General features: G+C 46.2%; 9 protein-coding genes. All 9 read left to right on the top strand.

Features of this window, described 5'->3' with window-relative positions; all coding sequences use genetic code 11:
• Positions 1 to 41: 41 nt before the first annotated feature.
• The 9 genes from H141_RS0100895 to H141_RS0100845 all read left to right on the top strand — a co-directional run bounded on the left by H141_RS0100895 (position 42) and on the right by H141_RS0100845 (position 18,133).
• Complete coding sequence (locus H141_RS0100895) at positions 42 to 1,373, top strand: sodium-dependent transporter (RefSeq protein WP_019674357.1); 1,332 nt, start codon at positions 42 to 44, stop codon at positions 1,371 to 1,373.
• Between the two features lie 78 nt (positions 1,374 to 1,451).
• Positions 1,452 to 2,921, top strand: coding sequence for a Na+/H+ antiporter NhaC (gene nhaC, locus H141_RS0100890; protein ID WP_019674356.1), 1,470 nt, complete (start codon positions 1,452 to 1,454; stop codon positions 2,919 to 2,921).
• A gap of 77 nt (positions 2,922 to 2,998) precedes the next feature.
• A complete protein-coding gene (pepN, locus tag H141_RS0100885) occupies positions 2,999 to 5,581 on the top strand; it encodes an aminopeptidase N (RefSeq protein ID WP_019674355.1) in 2,583 nt (860 codons plus the stop codon).
• Positions 5,578 to 5,802, top strand: a complete 225-nt coding sequence (locus tag H141_RS0100880; RefSeq protein ID WP_019674354.1) for a DUF2835 family protein — start codon at positions 5,578 to 5,580, stop codon at positions 5,800 to 5,802. Before pepN ends, H141_RS0100880 begins: the two co-directional genes overlap by 4 nt.
• Positions 5,803 to 6,121: 319 nt before the next feature.
• The gene (locus tag H141_RS0100875; protein WP_019674353.1) at positions 6,122 to 8,203 is read left to right on the top strand and encodes a DUF1302 domain-containing protein; all 2,082 of its coding nucleotides are present in this window, start codon (positions 6,122 to 6,124) and stop codon (positions 8,201 to 8,203) included.
• 16 nt (positions 8,204 to 8,219) lie between these two features.
• Positions 8,220 to 9,581 carry a DUF1329 domain-containing protein gene (locus tag H141_RS0100870; protein WP_019674352.1) on the top strand — a complete coding sequence of 454 codons (1,362 nt, stop codon included), beginning with the start codon at positions 8,220 to 8,222 and terminating at the stop codon, positions 9,579 to 9,581.
• A 163-nt stretch (positions 9,582 to 9,744) separates the two neighbouring features.
• Entirely contained in the window at positions 9,745 to 10,752 is a 1,008-nt protein-coding gene (locus tag H141_RS0100860) for a WD40/YVTN/BNR-like repeat-containing protein (RefSeq protein WP_240473071.1), read from the top strand.
• 1 nt (position 10,753) lies between these two features.
• Positions 10,754 to 13,072, top strand: a complete 2,319-nt coding sequence (locus H141_RS0100855; RefSeq protein WP_019674349.1) for an efflux RND transporter permease subunit — start codon at positions 10,754 to 10,756, stop codon at positions 13,070 to 13,072.
• Positions 13,073 to 13,306: 234 nt separating this feature from the next.
• Entirely contained in the window at positions 13,307 to 18,133 is a 4,827-nt protein-coding gene (locus tag H141_RS0100845; RefSeq protein ID WP_019674347.1) for an NAD-glutamate dehydrogenase, read from the top strand.
• Positions 18,134 to 18,194 lie beyond the last annotated feature (61 nt).

Here is an 18,194-nt window from a genome sequence, read left to right as displayed (position 1 = left end):
GTTAGGCTCAGCCAAATAAATAATAACTATAAAGGTTAACTATGACTTCACGGGGTGTATTTTCATCAAGGCTGGGTTTTATTCTGGCCGCTTCTGGTTCGGCAGTTGGTTTAGGTAACGTCTGGGGCTTTCCTTCTCAGGTTGCCAGTAATGGCGGTGCTGCTTTTGTCCTAATGTATCTAATTCTGGCTTTCGTCCTGGCGTATCCGGTACTGATGGCAGAATTACTTATTGGTCGGGCAACGGAATCTAATGTTGTTGATGCGCTTGGCAAAATATCCGGAGGACGCTCTGGCAGAGCTGTCGGGATCTGGGGTATTGCTACCGTATCGCTTATTTTAGCTTTTTACGGCATTGTCGGTGGCTGGATGCTGGCCTATACCATGGAGGCAGTGGCAAGTCTGGCAGGTTTAGCACAATTAGCACAATGGTTGGCTGGCTCATCCCTGACCCGTAATATTTTGTTTTGTGCCATGTTCATGCTATTAACGGTGGGTATTGTAGGTGGTGGTGTTGTTAATGGTATAGAGCGTTGGTCTGTAAGATTGATGCCCACATTATTTGTACTGATGTTGTTGCTGTTTGGTTATGTAATGACCCAGGAAGGCGCAATTGAAGGTTTAAAAGTTTATCTGCTACCTGATTTTACCGAAGTACTTAACCCCGATTTACTGATCAGTGCCATGGGTCAGGCATTCTTCTCTATGTCGCTTGGCGTTGGGACTATGTTGATTTATGGCTCCTATGTCAGCCATAAAGAGAACTTACCGAAGTTAGGCGCGTCGGTAGCGTTAGTTGATATTGGTGTTGCCGTACTGGCAGGCTTACTGATCATCCCCGCCATGTATGTTGCTTTACATAATGGGGTGCAGATTTTTGCTGAGAATGGCCAGCTATTGGCTGAAGATACCTTGATCTTCACGGTACTACCGTCATTATTTGCTACTATGGGGTCAATCGGATTGGTGGTTGCTTTCGCCTTTTTCCTGTTGATGTCAATTGCTGCTCTGACCTCGTCAATTTCAATGCTTGAAGTGCCGGTATCTTATGTTGTTGAGAATCGTAAAGTTGCCCGCAATAAAGCGGTATGGCTTATCGCTGCTATTATTTTTTCGATTAGTGTGATTATTTTGCTGAACTTCGCAACGTTGTTCGGCTTTGTTATTGCGCTGACAACTCGCTATAGTCAGCCATTGCTCGGTTTAATGCTATGTATTTTTGCTGGCTGGGTATGGCACAGAAACGGCATTCTGGCAGAGCTGAAAAAAGGTGATGCTGACGCCGAACATAGCTGGTTTTGGCGGATATGGCCCTGGTATGTCAAATTCGTCTGTCCGGTGATTATCCTGTTGATGTTCTATCGGTCCTTATAATTGGCAGTAATACAAACTATCCATTAATAATAACAACGAAAGGCGCTGCAGGCGCCTTCGCCTATTGGAGCAAAACTAATGACTGAAAAACATCCCAGTTTTCTGGATGCTGCTATACCGCTTATCGTGCTGATCGTTTTACTGTCAGCATCGGTTTATTTGTTTGGTAGTGACTCCTCATATGGTCCAAACCAGATTGCTTTATTTGTGGCGACGGCAGTAGCAGTTATTATTGGCCTGAAAAACGGTTACAACTGGCATGCGATGGAACAAGCCATGGTAAACGGTATTTCACTGTCGCTTGGCGCGGTACTGATATTATTGTCAGTTGGGGCCTTAATCGGTACCTGGATGTTATCAGGTACCGTTCCGACCTTAATCTATTATGGTTTACAGTTATTAAGCCCAAGCTGGTTTTATGCAGCCAGTTGTCTGTTATGTGGCATTGTCGCGATGAGCATCGGCAGCTCATGGACCACGGCTGCCACAATAGGTGTTGCGCTGATTGGTGTGGCTTCGGGACTGGGGTTGTCTCCTGCGATCACGGCCGGGGCTATTGTATCGGGAGCGTATTTTGGCGATAAGCTGTCGCCGTTAAGTGAAACGACTAATCTGGCGCCTGCGGTAGCGGGCGCTGAACTATTTGAACATATCCGGCATATGCTGTGGACTACAGTACCAAGCTTTATTCTGGCGTTAATATTATTCATTATTATTGGCTTTAACAGCGATATTGCATCCGACTTTGCCCGGATTGAACAAATTAGCACTGTGTTACAGCAGCATTTCGCTATTAATCTGGTGTCGTTGGTACCGTTGTTGGTTCTACTGGTCATGGCAATTAAAAAAGTGCCGGCATTTCCCACTGTTTTCATAGGTGCTTTGCTCGGAGCAATCTGGGCGGTATTTTTTCAACAGGAATTGCTGGCGAAACTGATAGACGAGAGCCTGCCGGCCGCTGTGGGAGTGTTCAAATTAATCTGGCATACATTTTATGCGGGTTTTGCGCTGGAAACAGGTGATAGTAATCTGAATGATTTATTAAGCGGTGGTGGCATGGCGAGTATGCTTAACACTATCTGGTTGGTATTTTGTGCGATGATGTTTGGGGCCACTATAGAAAAGATCGGCCTGTTGCGTAAGTTTGTTGAGTCTATTTTATTTTTTGCCCGCAGTACCGGCTCACTAATTACCAGCACCATAGCTACCTGCTTTGTCACTAATTTACTGACAGCAGACCAGTATATGTCGATTGTAATGCCAGGTCGGATGTTCAAAGAAGAGTATGAGCGTCGCGGACTGGCCCCGGTTAATTTGTCACGCTCGCTGGAAGATGGCGGCACTATTACCAGTCCGTTAATTCCATGGAACACTTGCGGTGCCTATATGCACGGCGTACTGGGCGTAAGTCCGCTTGACTATGCTTTCTATGCTTTTTTCAACTTAATTAATCCAGTGTTGTCTATTATTTATGCCTACCTGGGGATAAAAATTCTGCGGCTGTCGCCACCCGCCAGTATGCAGCCAAGCCAGGCGGTTAAAAATTAAAAAGTATAAAAAGCCTGAATTTATTCAGGCTTTTTATACTTCACATCGATGTTTTATAGCGGTACCAAGGAGCGAATATGAGCAGTAATTCAGCACGTAGCAGCCGGCGTCTGGCCGATTACCGGCAACCAGACTTTTTAATTCCGGAAATGGATCTGACGTTCGAGCTGGCTGCTGAGGCTACCCGGGTAACCGCACTGATGCAGCTGAGACAACAAACTGAGGGCGTACCACTGGTGTTAGATGGCCAGCAGTTAAATTTGCAATCTATCGCTATTAATGGCGCTGAGCTAAATCCGGAAGACTATCAACTTACCGATGATCAGCTTATTATTGCCAAGGTACCTGCCACGTTCACCCTGCAGATAACTACTGAAATTAACCCGGCAGCAAATACCGCATTAGAAGGGTTATACCTGGCTAACAACGTGTTTTGTACCCAATGCGAGGCTGAAGGGTTTCGCCGTATCATGTTCTATCCTGACCGCCCCGATGTTTTAACGGTTTATACCACTCATATAATTGCTGATCAAAGTCAGCATCCATATCTGTTATCTAACGGTAATCAGATCGCAACTGAGAAACTAGCCGATGGCAGAACCCGGGTTAGCTGGCATGATCCGTTTGCCAAACCCTGTTATTTGTTTGCGCTGGTTGCCGGTAATTTTGATTGTATCAGCGATAGTTTCCGTACTCAAAGTGGCCGCGATGTCAGCTTACAACTCTTTGTAGATCCTGGTCAGCGGGACAAAGGTCATTTTGCCATGGCGGCGCTTAAACGGGCAATGCGCTGGGACGAAACCCGCTACAAGCTGGAGTATGATCTGGATGTGTACATGGTGGTAGCGGTTGATTTCTTTAACATGGGGGCGATGGAGAACAAAGGCCTGAACGTTTTCAACAGTAAGTATGTGCTGGCAGATGATAGCAGTGCCACTGATAAAGATTACTTTAATATAGAGTCTATTATTGGCCACGAATATTTTCATAACTGGACCGGCAACCGGGTGACCTGCCGGGACTGGTTTCAGCTCAGCCTGAAAGAAGGCTTAACAGTTTTCCGGGATCAGGAGTTCAGTGCAGATATGGCTTCAGCTACCCTGAACCGGATAGATGCGGTAAAACTCATTCGTACTGCCCAGTTTGCCGAAGACGCCGGACCGATGGCCCATCCAATCCGGCCCGAGCAGGTGCTGGAGATGAATAACTTTTATACCGTAACGGTATATGACAAAGGCGCTGAAGTTATCCGGATGCTGCAAACCCTGCTGGGTAAACCCGGTTTTCAGCGCGGCTTAGCGTGTTATCTGCAACGTCATGATGGCCAGGCCGTTACCTGTGACGATTTTGTCAGTGCTATGGAAGACGCTAATGACACTGACTTAAGCCAATTTCGGTTGTGGTATAGTCAGGCCGGCACACCCGCTGTAACGCTGAGGCAGCATTATGACGCTGAACATACAACTCTGCAGCTTGAAGTAAGCCAGCAGCATGTTGCAACAGCCGGCCAACCAGAGAAACAAGCACTGCTTATCCCACTGCAGCTGCAGCTACTCAGCAGCGATGGCAGGGTAGACCAGCAACATCTGATTACGCTCAGTAAACCAACGGAGCAATTTACTTTCACTGACGTACAGAGCGATCCTGTCGTTGTCTGGGAGAATTTTTCAGCGCCGGTAAAACTACAACAGGATTATCAGTTATCGCAACTATTGCTGATTGCAGAAAAGGCCAGCAATGGTTTTGCCAGATGGGATGCAATGCAGGTATTTTGGTCAAATCTGATCCGAGAGCACACTTTACAACCAGAGGCACCACTTGAATTACCTGACGCACTGATAAATGTGATGCGCCATTGGTTGCAACAGCCGTTGCCTGACAAAGCGCTTACTGCTGAGTTGTTAACGTTGCCGGATTTTGACACCCTGGCTGAGCAATACCTGCATATTCCGGTGGATGCGATTCTCAGCGGTTTAACAAAGATAAAACAACAGCTGGTGGCCAGGCTGGAACAAGACTTAGTTAATTGTTATCAGTTAACTGGTACAACGCCTTATCAGTATAGTGAAGAGGCAGTAGGTAGGCGGGCGCTGCGCAATCGGTGCCTGAGCTATCTGGCACTCAAGCCTGATAGTACTGAGCAGCTTGAACAGCATTATCATCAATCGGATAATATGACCGATACGCTGGCAGCGATGGCAGCCGCGCAGGATGCAGGTCTGCCGCTTATTGATACCTTTGCCGCCGACTTCGCTAATAAATGGCAAGACAACGTGCTGGTGATGGATAAATATTTTTCGTTGCTGGCCAGCAATCCAGAAAGTGAAGTGTTTACCAGTCTTACTAAACTCAGCACCCACCCGTTATTCAGCTGGAAAAACCCCAACCGGGTTCGGGCCTTATTTGGGGCATTCAGCATGCGTAACCCGAAGCAGTTCCATCGCGCCGATGGCAGGGGCTATCGCTGTCTGGCAGAAGTAGTGGCCAAAATGGATACGATAAACCCGCAGGTTGCCGCCCGCTTAATTACGCCTTTGTTAGCCTGGCAACGTTTTAATGATCAGCGTCGCGACCATATGCTGGCAGAATTAAAACTATTGGCAACTAAAGCGAATCTCAGTAATGATTTATACGAGAAAATTACTAAAAGCCTGTTATGAAACGCCAATACTTGTTTAGCGCCTTTCTGGCCAGAGAGAAATGCTTACTGTACTATCAGGGCACTATTCGCTATGTAGTGGTTACCGCAGACTCTGGCGAGCGGATCCAGCTGGGTCTGAAGCATTTCCAGAAGTATTTTTCTGCTTTAGGCCTACGTGGCCGGTTCAGGCTGATATTAACTGAAAAAGGCGCTTTTGAAAGTCTGGAAAAAATTAATTAGAGCTTTTACTTTAAACGGTAGATTAAAACAAAGCCTTGCAGTTTCATCTGGTTTGACCTTTAATTTCATTAGCTTATGAAGTACCTGCTGCAAGGTTCAGACATCGATTAAACTGAAACATCGGTTATCTGTTCTGGCGAAAGCGGCAATAAATAAAAATTGAATTAAAATCAACAGATTTACGCATGGAGAAGCCTTGCTAACACCCTAAAATGATGTAATTATTTCTCTGATGCAAGCTGACCTCCGAGCAGTTGGTTCAGCATAATAATTAAAAAGACATAACACATACCTGCAGGGACAGGGGGGAGATCACAAGATGAATAGAAGGCCTAATACTTTTTATAAAAGTCCGTTAGCCTTGGGGGTTGCTTCGGCATTGCTGGCATTGTCAGTTGTGCCTGCGCAGGCTGCAACCTTTGATGTTGGCAATTTCCAGGTTGTATTCGACTCAACCTTTTCTTACGGCGGAAGTTTTCGTACTGAGGAACGAAATTGGGATACGATAGCTAAAGTAAACCATCCACGTTTTGACTGGGCCGGTTATAACGCGGCAACTAATGTCATATATACCCCTTCAGACATCTGGGCGCAGCCAGGGGCCTATTCCAGCAATGGTGATGGTGGTAATCTTAATTTCGACCGTGGCGACATGTTCTCCAGCCTGTTTAAGGGCTTACACGAATTATCCATTACTAATGACAATATCGGCTTTTTTGGCCGCTTTATGTATTTTTACGATTTTGCCATGAATGATGGTGATTTCGCATACAGCAACCCGTTAAGCGGAGGACGGGTTGACCCATGCGCCGACAAAGGTTCGAGAGAGTTGGCATGTAAAGACTTCAGAGTGTTAGATGCTTATTTGTACGGCAATTTCTCATTTAATGATGGCATGAATCCGGTTACGGTACGGGTTGGTAATCAGGTGCTGAGTTGGGGTGAAAGTACTTTTATTCCACACGGCATTAATATCAGTCCTGTTGATGTAGGGATCCTGCGTGCGCCAGGTGCAGATTTAAAAGAAGCGTTTATTCCAACTGGCATGGTAACGCTATCTGTAGGCTGGACTGATAACCTGTCGACAGAGATGTTCTATCAGTATTCCTGGCAGGAAAGTTATCTGCCACCACCAGGCACCTATTTTTCTACTAACGACTTTGCGGGGCGGGGCGGTTATGCCCAGAATATCCAGTTAGGTTTTGCTGGTAACCCTGATATTGATCTGGCTTATCTGCTACAAAACTTAAATGGTATCGGTTCAGCCGTTGCTGCCGGACAATTGGATCCTGCTACTGCGGCTCAGCTTTACCTGGCATACCCGACAAAAGTGGCGCTGCGCCCGGCGGGGGAAAATGGTGAAATTAAGCCGGAAGATGGTGGCCAGTATGGTTTAAAAATTGAATATTTTTCACCAGACTTAAATGACACTGAATTTGCGCTGTACTATATGAATTATCATAGCAGGGTGCCGGTAATATCTGGTGTTGCCTCTGATTTCAGAGGTGCTGCTATTCAGCAGGATATTGGTTACTTAGTCGCTCAGGCCGGGAATTTAACTGCCGAAAACGTTGGCAACTTGCTCGCTTTTTCCAAAGGTAAGCTGGAGTATCCGGAAGATATTAAACTTTATGGTTTCAGCTTTAACACTACGGTGGGAACCACTTCAGTTGCCGGTGAAATTTCCTATCGTCAGGATGATCCGTTACAAATAGACGATGTTGAAATTTTGTATGCAGGTATGCCGGAGCAACTGGCAAATGCAGGTCTCAGACCTGATTTGGCGGGGATTTCTCAGATTGGCCGGGAAATAGGCGTTAAGGTACAACCGGGTGACCCGGCCCAGGGTTATATTCTGAGCGATAATCTGCAGGCTCAGGTTACTTTTACCCATTTGTTTGGTCCAACAGCCTGGCTGGCGGCCGATAACTTCACCATGTTGGCTGAAGTTGGGGGTATCCGGATCAGCGATATGCCTTCACCGGACGTGCTGCGGCTAAATGGCCCGGGTACCGATCGCAGCGGTGGCCCGCTGATTGGGATAAACGGTCCTTCACAAGGTTTGCATACCGGGTTATCTGATGGCCCTGAAACCAACCCTTTCCCAACCGCATCTGCCTGGGGATACCGTATTTTGGCAAAAGCTGACTACAACAACGTTTTTGCCGGGGTTAATATGTCGCAGCGCCTGGTATTCTCACACGATGTTAACGGTATCACGCCTGATCCATTGTTTATGTTTGTTGAAGACAGAAAATCAGCGGCTTATGCGGTAAGTTTTGATTACTTAAGCAAATGGTCAGCTGAACTATCATACAATTGGTTCTGGGGCGGTGTAGGCACGACCAACAACGTTGCTGACCGTGATTTTGTATCTTTCAATATTAAATACTCTATTTAAGGGACGAGAGCCAATTATGAAAAAACTCACCCTATTATCTTCGGCGATTGCTCTGGTATTCAGTTGCAACGTCCTGGCAAAGATTACACCAGAACAAGCCGCCAGGTTAGGAAACGATTTAACACCGGTTGGTGCTGAGAAAGCAGGCAATGCTGATGGTTCTATACCTGAGTGGACTGGTGGTATTACCAGTGCGCCGGCCGGTTATACTGCTGGTGATCACCATGTTAATCCGTTTGCGTCAGACGAAGTTATTTTAACAATCGATAAGTCAAACGTGGCAGACCATCGGAGCTTTTTAAGCCCGGGAATGATGCAGTTGTTTGATATTTATCCTGATACGTTCAAGATGAATGTTTATCCAACCCGACGCAGTGCTTCTTACCCACAGTATTTTTATGATGCGACTAAAAAAATAGCTACTGAAGCTGAATTAGTTCAGGGTGGTAATGGTTTAATTAATGCTGCTATTGGTATTCCATTTCCTATTCCTGCGACCGGCCTGGAAGCAATTTGGAATCACATCGTACGGTATCGTGGTGTTGCAGCCAGCCGCAATGGTGGCCAGGCAGCTCCAACGTCTAACGGGGCTTTTACTGTAATCGGTTTTGACGAACAGATTATGTTTAAATACTCACATCCGGATGCAACTGCTGACGCCCTGGAAGCAGAAAATATTCTGTTCAGGTTTAAGCAGAGCGTAACCTCTCCTGCGCGTCTGGCCGGTACGGCGTTATTGGTACATGAAACCATGGATCAGGTGGCAACACCACGTCAGGCGTGGACTTACAATACCGGGCAACGGCGTGTTCGTCGGGCACCAAACGTAGCTTATGATGCGCCAGGTACCGCTTCAGATGGTCTGCGTACTACAGACGACTTTGACATGTTCAACGGTTCACCAGATCGCTATAACTGGGAGTTGAAGGGCAAACAAGAAATGTATATCGCTTACAACGATTACAAACTGCATAGCAAAGACGCCAAATATGCAGATATTCTGATGGCTGGTCATATTAACCCTGATTATGTTCGTTGGGAAAAGCACCGGGTATGGGTAGTGGAAGCCACCCTGAAAGAGGGCACCCGTCACGTTTATGGCAAGCGGGTATTTTATATTGATGAAGACAGCTGGCAGATCCATATTGCGGACCTGTATGATAACCGCGGTGATATGTACCGGGTAGCAGTTGCTCATGGCTTGAACTATTATGAAGTGCCAACTCACTGGAGTACGCTGGAAGTTTATCATGATCTAAATTCACGCCGTTATATTGCTATCGGCCTGGATAACGAGGATAGAATGTATGACTTTTCAGTTAACCTCTCTGATAACGATTTCACACCTGCGGCGCTGCGTCGTGAGGGTACTCGTTAGTTAACGTAGTAGACCGAACGGCTGGCATTAGCCGGCCGTTTTTTTTTCAAAATACGGTTGCTGTTGTTATATATAATTTGTAAGCGCAGCAATTTATTGTCACCCAATTTTAAGAGTAGTTACGCTGCCTATGTTAAATAAACTTTTTTTGGCTTGCAGTTATGTGTTGTTAGCTAGCACGGCACTTAATGTTTTTGCTGATACCAGTTCTGCAGAAGAAGCCAGGGCGGCTTATATTATGCCATTGGCTGAAAAGTCATTGTTGACAGATATTTATCGGGTTAATAGTAGCTTTTATGTAGCGGTTGGCGAGCGTGGCCATATCCTGCAAAGCCTGGATGGTATTAACTGGCAACAAGCTGCAGTTCCTTTACAGAGTAATTTAAATGCTGTTCATTTTGCTGATGATCAACATGGCTGGGCAGTAGGTCATGATGCCGCTATTCTGGCAACAGTTGATGGTGGTAATAGCTGGCAGGTTCAGCAATTTCTTCCTGAAAGTGATAAACCGTTATTAGACGTATATTTCCGGAATCGCCAGCATGGCATCGCTGTCGGCGCTTATGGTTTATTTTATGTTACTTCCGATGGCGGCAATACCTGGCAACAGTCTTTTTTTGCTGAGTTGGCCGCTGAGGAAGATAAAGAATATTTACTGGATCTGCAGGAAACAGACCCGGAAATGTATCGTGCTGAATTAAGTTCGATACTGCCCCATTTTAACCGTATTTTTGCCGATGGTAACACCTTGTATATGGTTGGCGAGGCGGGTTTTATCGCCAAGAGTAACGACTTTGGTGACAGCTGGCAGCGAATGGAAGAGTTTTATAATGGCTCGTTGTTTGATCTACATCGTACGCCTGAAATGGGCTTACTGGCCGTTGGTTTACGCGGTCATGTTTTCCGGAGCAGTGATAACGGGCAAAGCTGGCAGCAGGTTGAACTAAGCGAATCGGCAACCTTAAACAGTGTATTCAGTGATCAGGCTGGCAATGTTTTTCTGGCCGGCAATGCCGGAGCCTTGTTACAAAGCAGTGATGATGGGCTGACCTTTACTGATCGTTCTGAATCTGATGGCAAAGCCATCTTAAACGGCCTGGTGTTACAAAACCAAATGTTATTGGTTACCGAGGTCGGCATAAAAGTATTAAACCTGGATAAGTCTGAATAATATGAGTGTAAATTCGCTGGTTAATAAAATTGAATACGCGTTGTTCCGACACCGGATACTGGTGTTGCTTGTTTTCTTAGTCGTTACCATTGGCTTGTTGGTAAAGGCGACAGATATAAAACTTGATGCATCCTTTACCAAAAATATCCCGTTACAACATGAATATATGCAAACTTACCTGGAGCATGCTGAAGATTTTGGCGGGGCCAATAATATTCTGGTAGCAGTTTGTGACAGTAGTGGCGATATTTTTAATCCGACCTTTTTTGAAACATTTCGTCAGGCTCATGACGATGTGCTTTACACCTCTGGCGTTAACCGGGTATTGGTAAAGTCACTTTTCAGCCCAAGCACCCGTTTTATTGAAGTTGTGGAAGACGGTTTTGCCGGTGGTCCGGTTATTCCGGCCGATTTTGTTGCCAGCAGAAGTGGCCTGGAGCGGGTAAAAGCTAACGTCGAAAAAGCCGGCATTGTTGGCCGGATGGTAGCTGACGATTATAGCTGTGCCATGATTACTGCCCAGTTGCTCGATATTGACCCGGATACCGGTGAGGCCGTCGATACCCTCGATTTTGCTGCATCTCTGGAGCAGAACATCCGGGCCAAGCATCAGACTGAGCAAATAACGGTGCATATTATTGGTTTTGCCAAGATGGTCGGTGATGTAGCAGACGGCGCCAAAGGCGTGGTCTTGTTTTTCCTGATAGCGATCGGCGTTACCGCATTAATGGTTTTTTTCTTTTCAAAATCACTAATGCTGACCATGTTGCCAATAGCGTGTTCGCTGATAGCTGTTGTATGGCAAATGGGCTTATTAACAATATTGGGTTTCGGGATTGACCCTATGTCTATTCTGGTCCCGTTTTTAGTCTTTGCCATTGGGGTCAGTCACGGTGTGCAAATGATTAACTCAACCGGCAAGCGGGTTGCCGCTGGAATGGATGCTAAGACCGCTGCTGAATCAAGTTTCCGTAAACTATTGGTGCCTGGTGGTGTAGCGTTACTGTCAGATACCGTAGGCTTTTTAACCTTACTGATAATTGAAATCGGGGTAATTCGTGAGCTTGCTATTACGGCCAGCTTAGGTGTTGCAGTCATCATTTTAACAAACCTGATTTTACTGCCGGTGCTGATGTCCTATGTTAAATTCAGTGCGGCTTATAAAGCCCGGGTGGCGGCGCCATCTGTTAAAGCTGATAAATTCTGGTATGCAATGTCGGCCTTTGCTACCAGGCCTTTTGCCTATGGTATTCTGCTCATTACTGCCATCTTGTTTGCCGCAGGTTACTGGCAAAGTCAGCAGCTTAAAATTGGTGATTTACATGAGGGCGCGCCATCATTACATGAAGACTCCCGTTACAATCTGGATACCAAGTTAATTACCGAAAGCTTTGCAATATCAGTTGATTACATCAATATCATGGTTGAGACCGTGCCCAGTGCCTGTACTGAGCATGACATTATGGACCGGATTGATCAGTTCCAGTGGCTGATGGAGAACGTGCCCGGAGTGCAGTCTGCCGTGTCACTGGCTTCGGTATCGAAAAATATCAATGCCGCTTACAACGAGGGGAACCAGAAATGGCGGGTGCTGCCAAGAAACACCCAGTCACTGGTCCAAGCAACCTCACGCGTTGAAACCAGTACTGGTTTGCTGAATGCCGATTGTTCGGTAATGCCGGTGATGGTGTTCCTGGAAGATCACAAAGCAGAAACCATTGAACGGGTAGTTAACGCAGCGAAAAAATATGGCAGCGAGCTTGGTGATGATCAAACCCGCTTTATGCTGGCATCAGGCCCGGCTGGCGTGATGGCTGCTACCAATGAAGCGGTCGCTGCAGCTCAGCAACCTATGATGTGGTATGTTTATGGCGCGGTAATCATTCTGTGCTTACTGAGTTTCCGTTCACTCAGGGCAACCATAGCGGTTGTGGTACCCTTGTATGTGGTTTCAGTGCTGGCAATGGCGCTAATGACCAAACTACAAATTGGTTTAACCGTATCCACTTTACCGGTTATTGCGTTGGGTGTTGGTATTGGTGTCGATTACGGTATTTATATCCTGTCGAGTATGAGCCAGTTGTTACGGGATGGCATGCCACTGCGTCAGGCTTATTTTGAAGCCCTGAAAGAACGGGGCAGTGCAGTACTGTTCACTGGGATCACGCTGGCGATAGGGGTTAGTACCTGGGTCTTCTCAGCATTAAAGTTCCAGGTCGATATGGGTATCCTGTTAACCTTTATGTTTATTGTGAATATGTTAGGTGCAATAGTGGTATTGCCAGCACTAGCTGCTGTTTTCTGGCGGAATAATCGTTAATCGTAGAAATTTATTTTTGCATGTTTAAACACGAAAATGGCCGAAAGGCCATTTTCTATTTAAGCGAACTGAATAAGTTGTCAAAAGCCTTAAAAACCACTGGTTTAACCAGCATAAAAGCCAGAAATAGTGCTTCAAAAGCGCTACAATAGTCACTACACTGCGCAGCAGACAAGACCTTGTATGTTAGGTAGATCCAGCTGTTAAAGCTGTGCTCTGAAAAAGGATACAATAATGGCACTGATAGACGGTCATCCCTCTGTACTACTACATAATGTAAGCAAACTGATAACTCAAAAAGTAAAAGATCAGCCTGAGCTGGTCGAAAAATTCGCTTACACCCTCTATGGCAATATGTCGAATGAAGATTTAGTTGGTCGTAATGACAGTGATCTGTACGGCGCTGCGTTAAGTTTATGGCAAACGTTCAATCAACATGCTGAACCACAGGCGCGGATCCGGGTTTACAATCCTGAAATTTCCCGTCATGGTTGGGAATCCAAGCACACTATTGTCGAAATAGTGGTGCAGGATATGCCGTTTCTGGTTGACTCAGTGCGGATGGCACTAAGTCGTCATAGTATTGCGGCTCATTTATTATTGCATTATCCGTTGCAAACCCAACGTGACAAATCTGGCCGGATAACTGACTTTTTTAAGCTGGGTAGTAAAACCAGCTCTAGCACCCAGCAAACTGTTTTTCATATTGAAATTGACCGGATTAGTGACGAAACCACTATTCAGGCAATAAAAACTGAACTGCTTTCGGTGATGGAAGACGTGTCACTGGCTGTGCAGGACTGGCAACCAACCCGCCAAAAACTGCTGGATGTTACAAAAACCTTTGCCAAACAAAGTGGCAAAGCAGCAGCTGATGAAATTCAAGAAACGACCGATTTTTTAAACTGGCTGGTTAAAGATAATTTCACCTTACTTGGCTATCGTGAATACAAAATTACACCGGTTAAAGGTGACTATAAAATCGCCGGCATTGATGCCAGTTCGTTAGGCTTAATGCGCCGCTCTGAGTCACGTGATTTATTGTTGTCTGAATTACCTGACACGGGTCGTAAGCAGGCATTGAGCCCGACTGTGCTGGTGCTAACCAAGACCAATAATAAATCAAGGGTGCACCGTCCGGCGTATATTGATTACGTAGGCGTTAAACAGTTTGATAAGGACGGTAAGGTTGTTGGCGAGCATCGCTTTATCGGCTTGTACTCATCATCGCTTTACAACAATAGTGCTGCAGATATTCCTTTACTGAAAAGCAAGCTTGCCAGAGTCATGGCGATGTCAGAGTTCGCCACTGGTACCCACGCCTATAAAGCGCTGTTGAATATTCTGGAAACTTACCCACGTGATGAGCTTATTCAGGCCAGCGCAGATGAACTGCTGTACGTAGCAATGGGTGTACTGCAAATGCAGGAACGGGACATGACCCGTTTGTTTATGCGCAAAGACGCCTTTGGTCGTTTTGTTACCGCGATGGTATATGTACCACGGGAGCGCTATAACACTCAGCTTCGCAAGCAAACTCAGGCCATTTTACAACGGGCACTGGGCACCGATGAGCCGGTAGAATTTACTACCTATTTTTCTGAATCTGTGTTGGCCCGTACCCATTATCTGGTGCGGATCACGGATAGCCATGTCGAGTATAAAGTGAAAGATATTGAACGTAATCTGGTTGAAGCAGCCCGCACCTGGGAAGACAAATTAGAAACGGCATTAACGGGTGTTTATGGTGAAGCCCGTGGTCGCGAATTGGGCCGTAAATACGTAAATAGTTTCCCAAGAGCTTATAAAGAAGAAATGCTGCCAAGCGATGCGCTGGTAGACATTGGTAAGCTGGAAGCATTAAACGACGACAACAAGTTAGAAATGCTGTTTTACCGGCCGCAGGAAGAGAGTAAAGACAGTAAAGCGGTGCGTTTAAACCTGTTCCATAAAGACCACCCGATACATTTGTCAGACGTACTGCCGATGCTGGAAAATTTCGGCTTACGGGTTATTGGTGAAACGCCATACGCAGTAAAATGTCCGGAAGGGTCTGTTAGCTGGATCTTAAACTTTTCTATGGAGTTGAACGGCGACGTACCGCTGGACTTTGCTGAAGCGCAGCAAAGCTTTCAGTTATCCTTTGCCAAAGTGTGGGGCGGTCAGCTTGAAGATGATGGTTTTAACCGGTTAATTTTGGGGGCCGGTTTAAGCGGTCGTCAGGCATCTATTATCCGGGCTTATGCCAAGTACAAGCGACAAATTGGCGGTACCTTCAGCCAGAGTTATGTTGAAAGTACCTTTACCCGCTATCCGGATCTGGCGGCGTTACTGGTGCAGCTTTTTGATAAAAAATTTGCGCCAGCGTCCAAAGCTACTGCCAAGGCTATCGAAAAGCTGGAAGAGCAAATTAATGCTCAGCTGGAAAATGTTGCTAACTTAGATGATGACCGGATTATCCGCCGTTTCGTCGATATGATTAATGCGACACTCCGTACTAACTACTATCAGCCAGCGGCTGATGGCACTGACAAACCCTATATTTCATTTAAAATTAAACCTGATTTAATACCTGATATCCCACTGCCTCTGCCGATGTTTGAGATTTTCGTGTATTCACCGCGGGTTGAAGGCGTACATTTGCGTTTTGGTAAAGTGGCTCGCGGTGGTTTACGCTGGTCTGACAGACGTGAAGATTTCCGGACCGAGGTATTAGGCCTGGTAAAAGCCCAGCAGGTAAAAAATACCGTTATTGTGCCATCAGGTGCCAAAGGTGGTTTTGTTTGTAAGAAACTGCCGGAAACCGGTGGTCGGGACGCATTTATTGCCGAAGGCAAAGAGTGTTACCGCACCTTTATTCGTGGTTTGCTGGATATTACCGACAACATTATTCAGGGCAGCATAGTGCCGCCTAAAAATGTAACCCGGTTAGATGAAGACGACCCTTACCTGGTTGTAGCAGCAGACAAAGGTACTGCAACCTTTTCGGATATCTCCAATGGTATTTCTGAAGAGTATAACTTCTGGCTTGGTGATGCCTTTGCATCAGGTGGCTCGAACGGTTATGACCACAAGAAAATGGGTATCACAGCCCGTGGTGGCTGGGAAGCGGTAAAACGGCACTTCCGGGAAACCGGTATTGATTGTCAAACCACTGATTTTACCTGTGTCGGTATAGGTGATATGGCCGGTGACGTGTTTGGTAATGGTATGTTGTTATCGAAACATATCCGCTTACAGGTAGCATTTAACCATATGCATATCTTTATCGACCCAACGCCAGATGCAGCGACCAGTTATGTTGAGCGGGAGCGGCTGTTTAATTTGCCGACATCTACCTGGGAAGATTATGACAAGTCATTAATTTCTGAAGGCGGCGGCATTTTTGCCCGCAGTGCCAAAGCAATTAAGTTGTCTGCGCAAATGAAGGAGATGCTGGGTACCACTAAAACCAGCCTGACCCCGAATGAGCTGATCCGCGAATGCCTGATGATGCCGGTTGACCTGATATGGAACGGCGGTATCGGTACTTACATTAAAGCCACTACTGAAAGTCATGCTGAAGTAGGGGATCGTGGCTCAGAGCCATTGCGGATTAACGGTAAAGATTTAAAAGCCAAAATATTTGGCGAAGGTGGCAACTTAGGCGCAACCCAGCGTGGTCGGATTGAATTTGCCGCTAATGGTGGCCGGATCAATACTGACTTTGTTGATAACGTTGGCGGCGTTACCTGTTCAGACAATGAAGTTAATATCAAAATTCTGTTAAACGCGTTGGTGCAAAATGGCGATTTAACCCTGAAACAGCGTAATAAATTACTGAACGACATGACAGACGATGTCGCAGAGCTGGTATTGAAAGAGTGCTACCGGCAAACGCAGAGTATCACCCTGTCGTCGTTACTGGGTGCTGAGCAAATTAAAGAATACACCCGCTTTATTCACGCGCTGGAGAAAGATGGCAAGCTTAATCGCGAGCTGGAGTTTTTACCAACAGATGATGAGCTGGCAGAGCGGATGGTTAAAGGCATCGGTCTGACCCGGCCTGAGTTGGCAATTTTAACCGCGTACGGCAAAATGGTGTTAAAAGAGCGGCTGGTATTGCCCGAAATTTACGACAATGCCTACTTTAAACGGCAGTTATTTACCGCCTTTCCAGAGTTGCTGCAAACCCAATACGCGAAACAGATGGAAACGCATCCTCTTAAAGCCGAAATTATCGCCACTAAGTTAGCCAATATGCTGGTTAACGAAATGGGACCGAATTTTGCGCAGCGGATGTTAGAAGAAACCGGCGCTCACATTGGTGAGGTTGCCATGTGCTACGCTATTGCCCGTGATTTATTTGACTTGTCTTCAATCTGGAAGCAATTGGAACAACTGGATAATAAAATTCCGGCATCGTTACAAAACCGCTTGTTGTTCCAGTTAAGACGGACAATGCGCCGGGCAACCCGCTGGTTTATTCGTCATCGCAACAAAACAATGGATATTCAGCAAACCGTTGATTTCTTTAAACCAGCTTATCAGGCTATTTCCCGTGATTTAGCCAGTTACCTTGCTGAGGCCGAGTTAGCTCAGTTACGGGACAATGAGCAGGACTTAGTTGAAAATGGGATCCCGGCTGACGTTGCCCGCTACTTAACTCAATTAAGTACGGTATTCTCAGTAATGGATATTGCTCAGGTGAGTGATAACCAGGGAACTTCGCTGGCAATGGTTGCCGAGATTTACTTCAAACTTGGTGACAGGCTTGATCTGCACTGGTTCCTGGAGCAAATTACCCAGCAGCCGGTTGCCAATCATTGGCAGGCACTGGCACGGGCATCTTACCGGGAAGAGCTCGACTGGCAACAACGCTCACTTGCCTCGGTGGTGGTGCGTACCTGTGGTACTTCCTGCGCTGCTGATGAGGTGATCGAAACCTGGCTTGCTCAGCATCAAATTCTGGTCGAGCGCTGGCGCTTAATGCTGGCCGAATTTAAAACGACCAAGAGCCATGAATTTGCCAAGTTCTCGGTGGCAATGCGTGAACTGATGCTACTAAGCCAATCAGTTTAATGCTGAAATAAGCTCAGACAATGGTTACAATACCCCGGTTAATACCGGGGTATTTTTTTAT

The organism is Arsukibacterium perlucidum DSM 18276 (assembly GCF_000382165.1).
Taxonomy (GTDB): Bacteria; Pseudomonadota; Gammaproteobacteria; order Enterobacterales; family Alteromonadaceae; genus Alishewanella; species Alishewanella perlucidum.
Note: the sequence above shows the minus strand (reverse complement) of the source record. Positions and strands in the feature narration are given on the sequence as shown.

What these genes read in the sequence shown, in the direction of transcription:
- H141_RS0100895 (WP_019674357.1), top strand. Translation starts at nt 42, where the DNA reads ATGACTTCACGGGGTGTATTTTCATCAAGGCTGGGTTTTATTCTGGCC.
- nhaC (WP_019674356.1), top strand. Translation starts at nt 1,452, where the DNA reads ATGACTGAAAAACATCCCAGTTTTCTGGATGCTGCTATACCGCTTATC.
- pepN (WP_019674355.1), top strand. Translation starts at nt 2,999, where the DNA reads ATGAGCAGTAATTCAGCACGTAGCAGCCGGCGTCTGGCCGATTACCGG.
- H141_RS0100880 (WP_019674354.1), top strand. Translation starts at nt 5,578, where the DNA reads ATGAAACGCCAATACTTGTTTAGCGCCTTTCTGGCCAGAGAGAAATGC.
- H141_RS0100875 (WP_019674353.1), top strand. Translation starts at nt 6,122, where the DNA reads ATGAATAGAAGGCCTAATACTTTTTATAAAAGTCCGTTAGCCTTGGGG.
- H141_RS0100870 (WP_019674352.1), top strand. Translation starts at nt 8,220, where the DNA reads ATGAAAAAACTCACCCTATTATCTTCGGCGATTGCTCTGGTATTCAGT.
- H141_RS0100855 (WP_019674349.1), top strand. Translation starts at nt 10,754, where the DNA reads ATGAGTGTAAATTCGCTGGTTAATAAAATTGAATACGCGTTGTTCCGA.
- H141_RS0100845 (WP_019674347.1), top strand. Translation starts at nt 13,307, where the DNA reads ATGGCACTGATAGACGGTCATCCCTCTGTACTACTACATAATGTAAGC.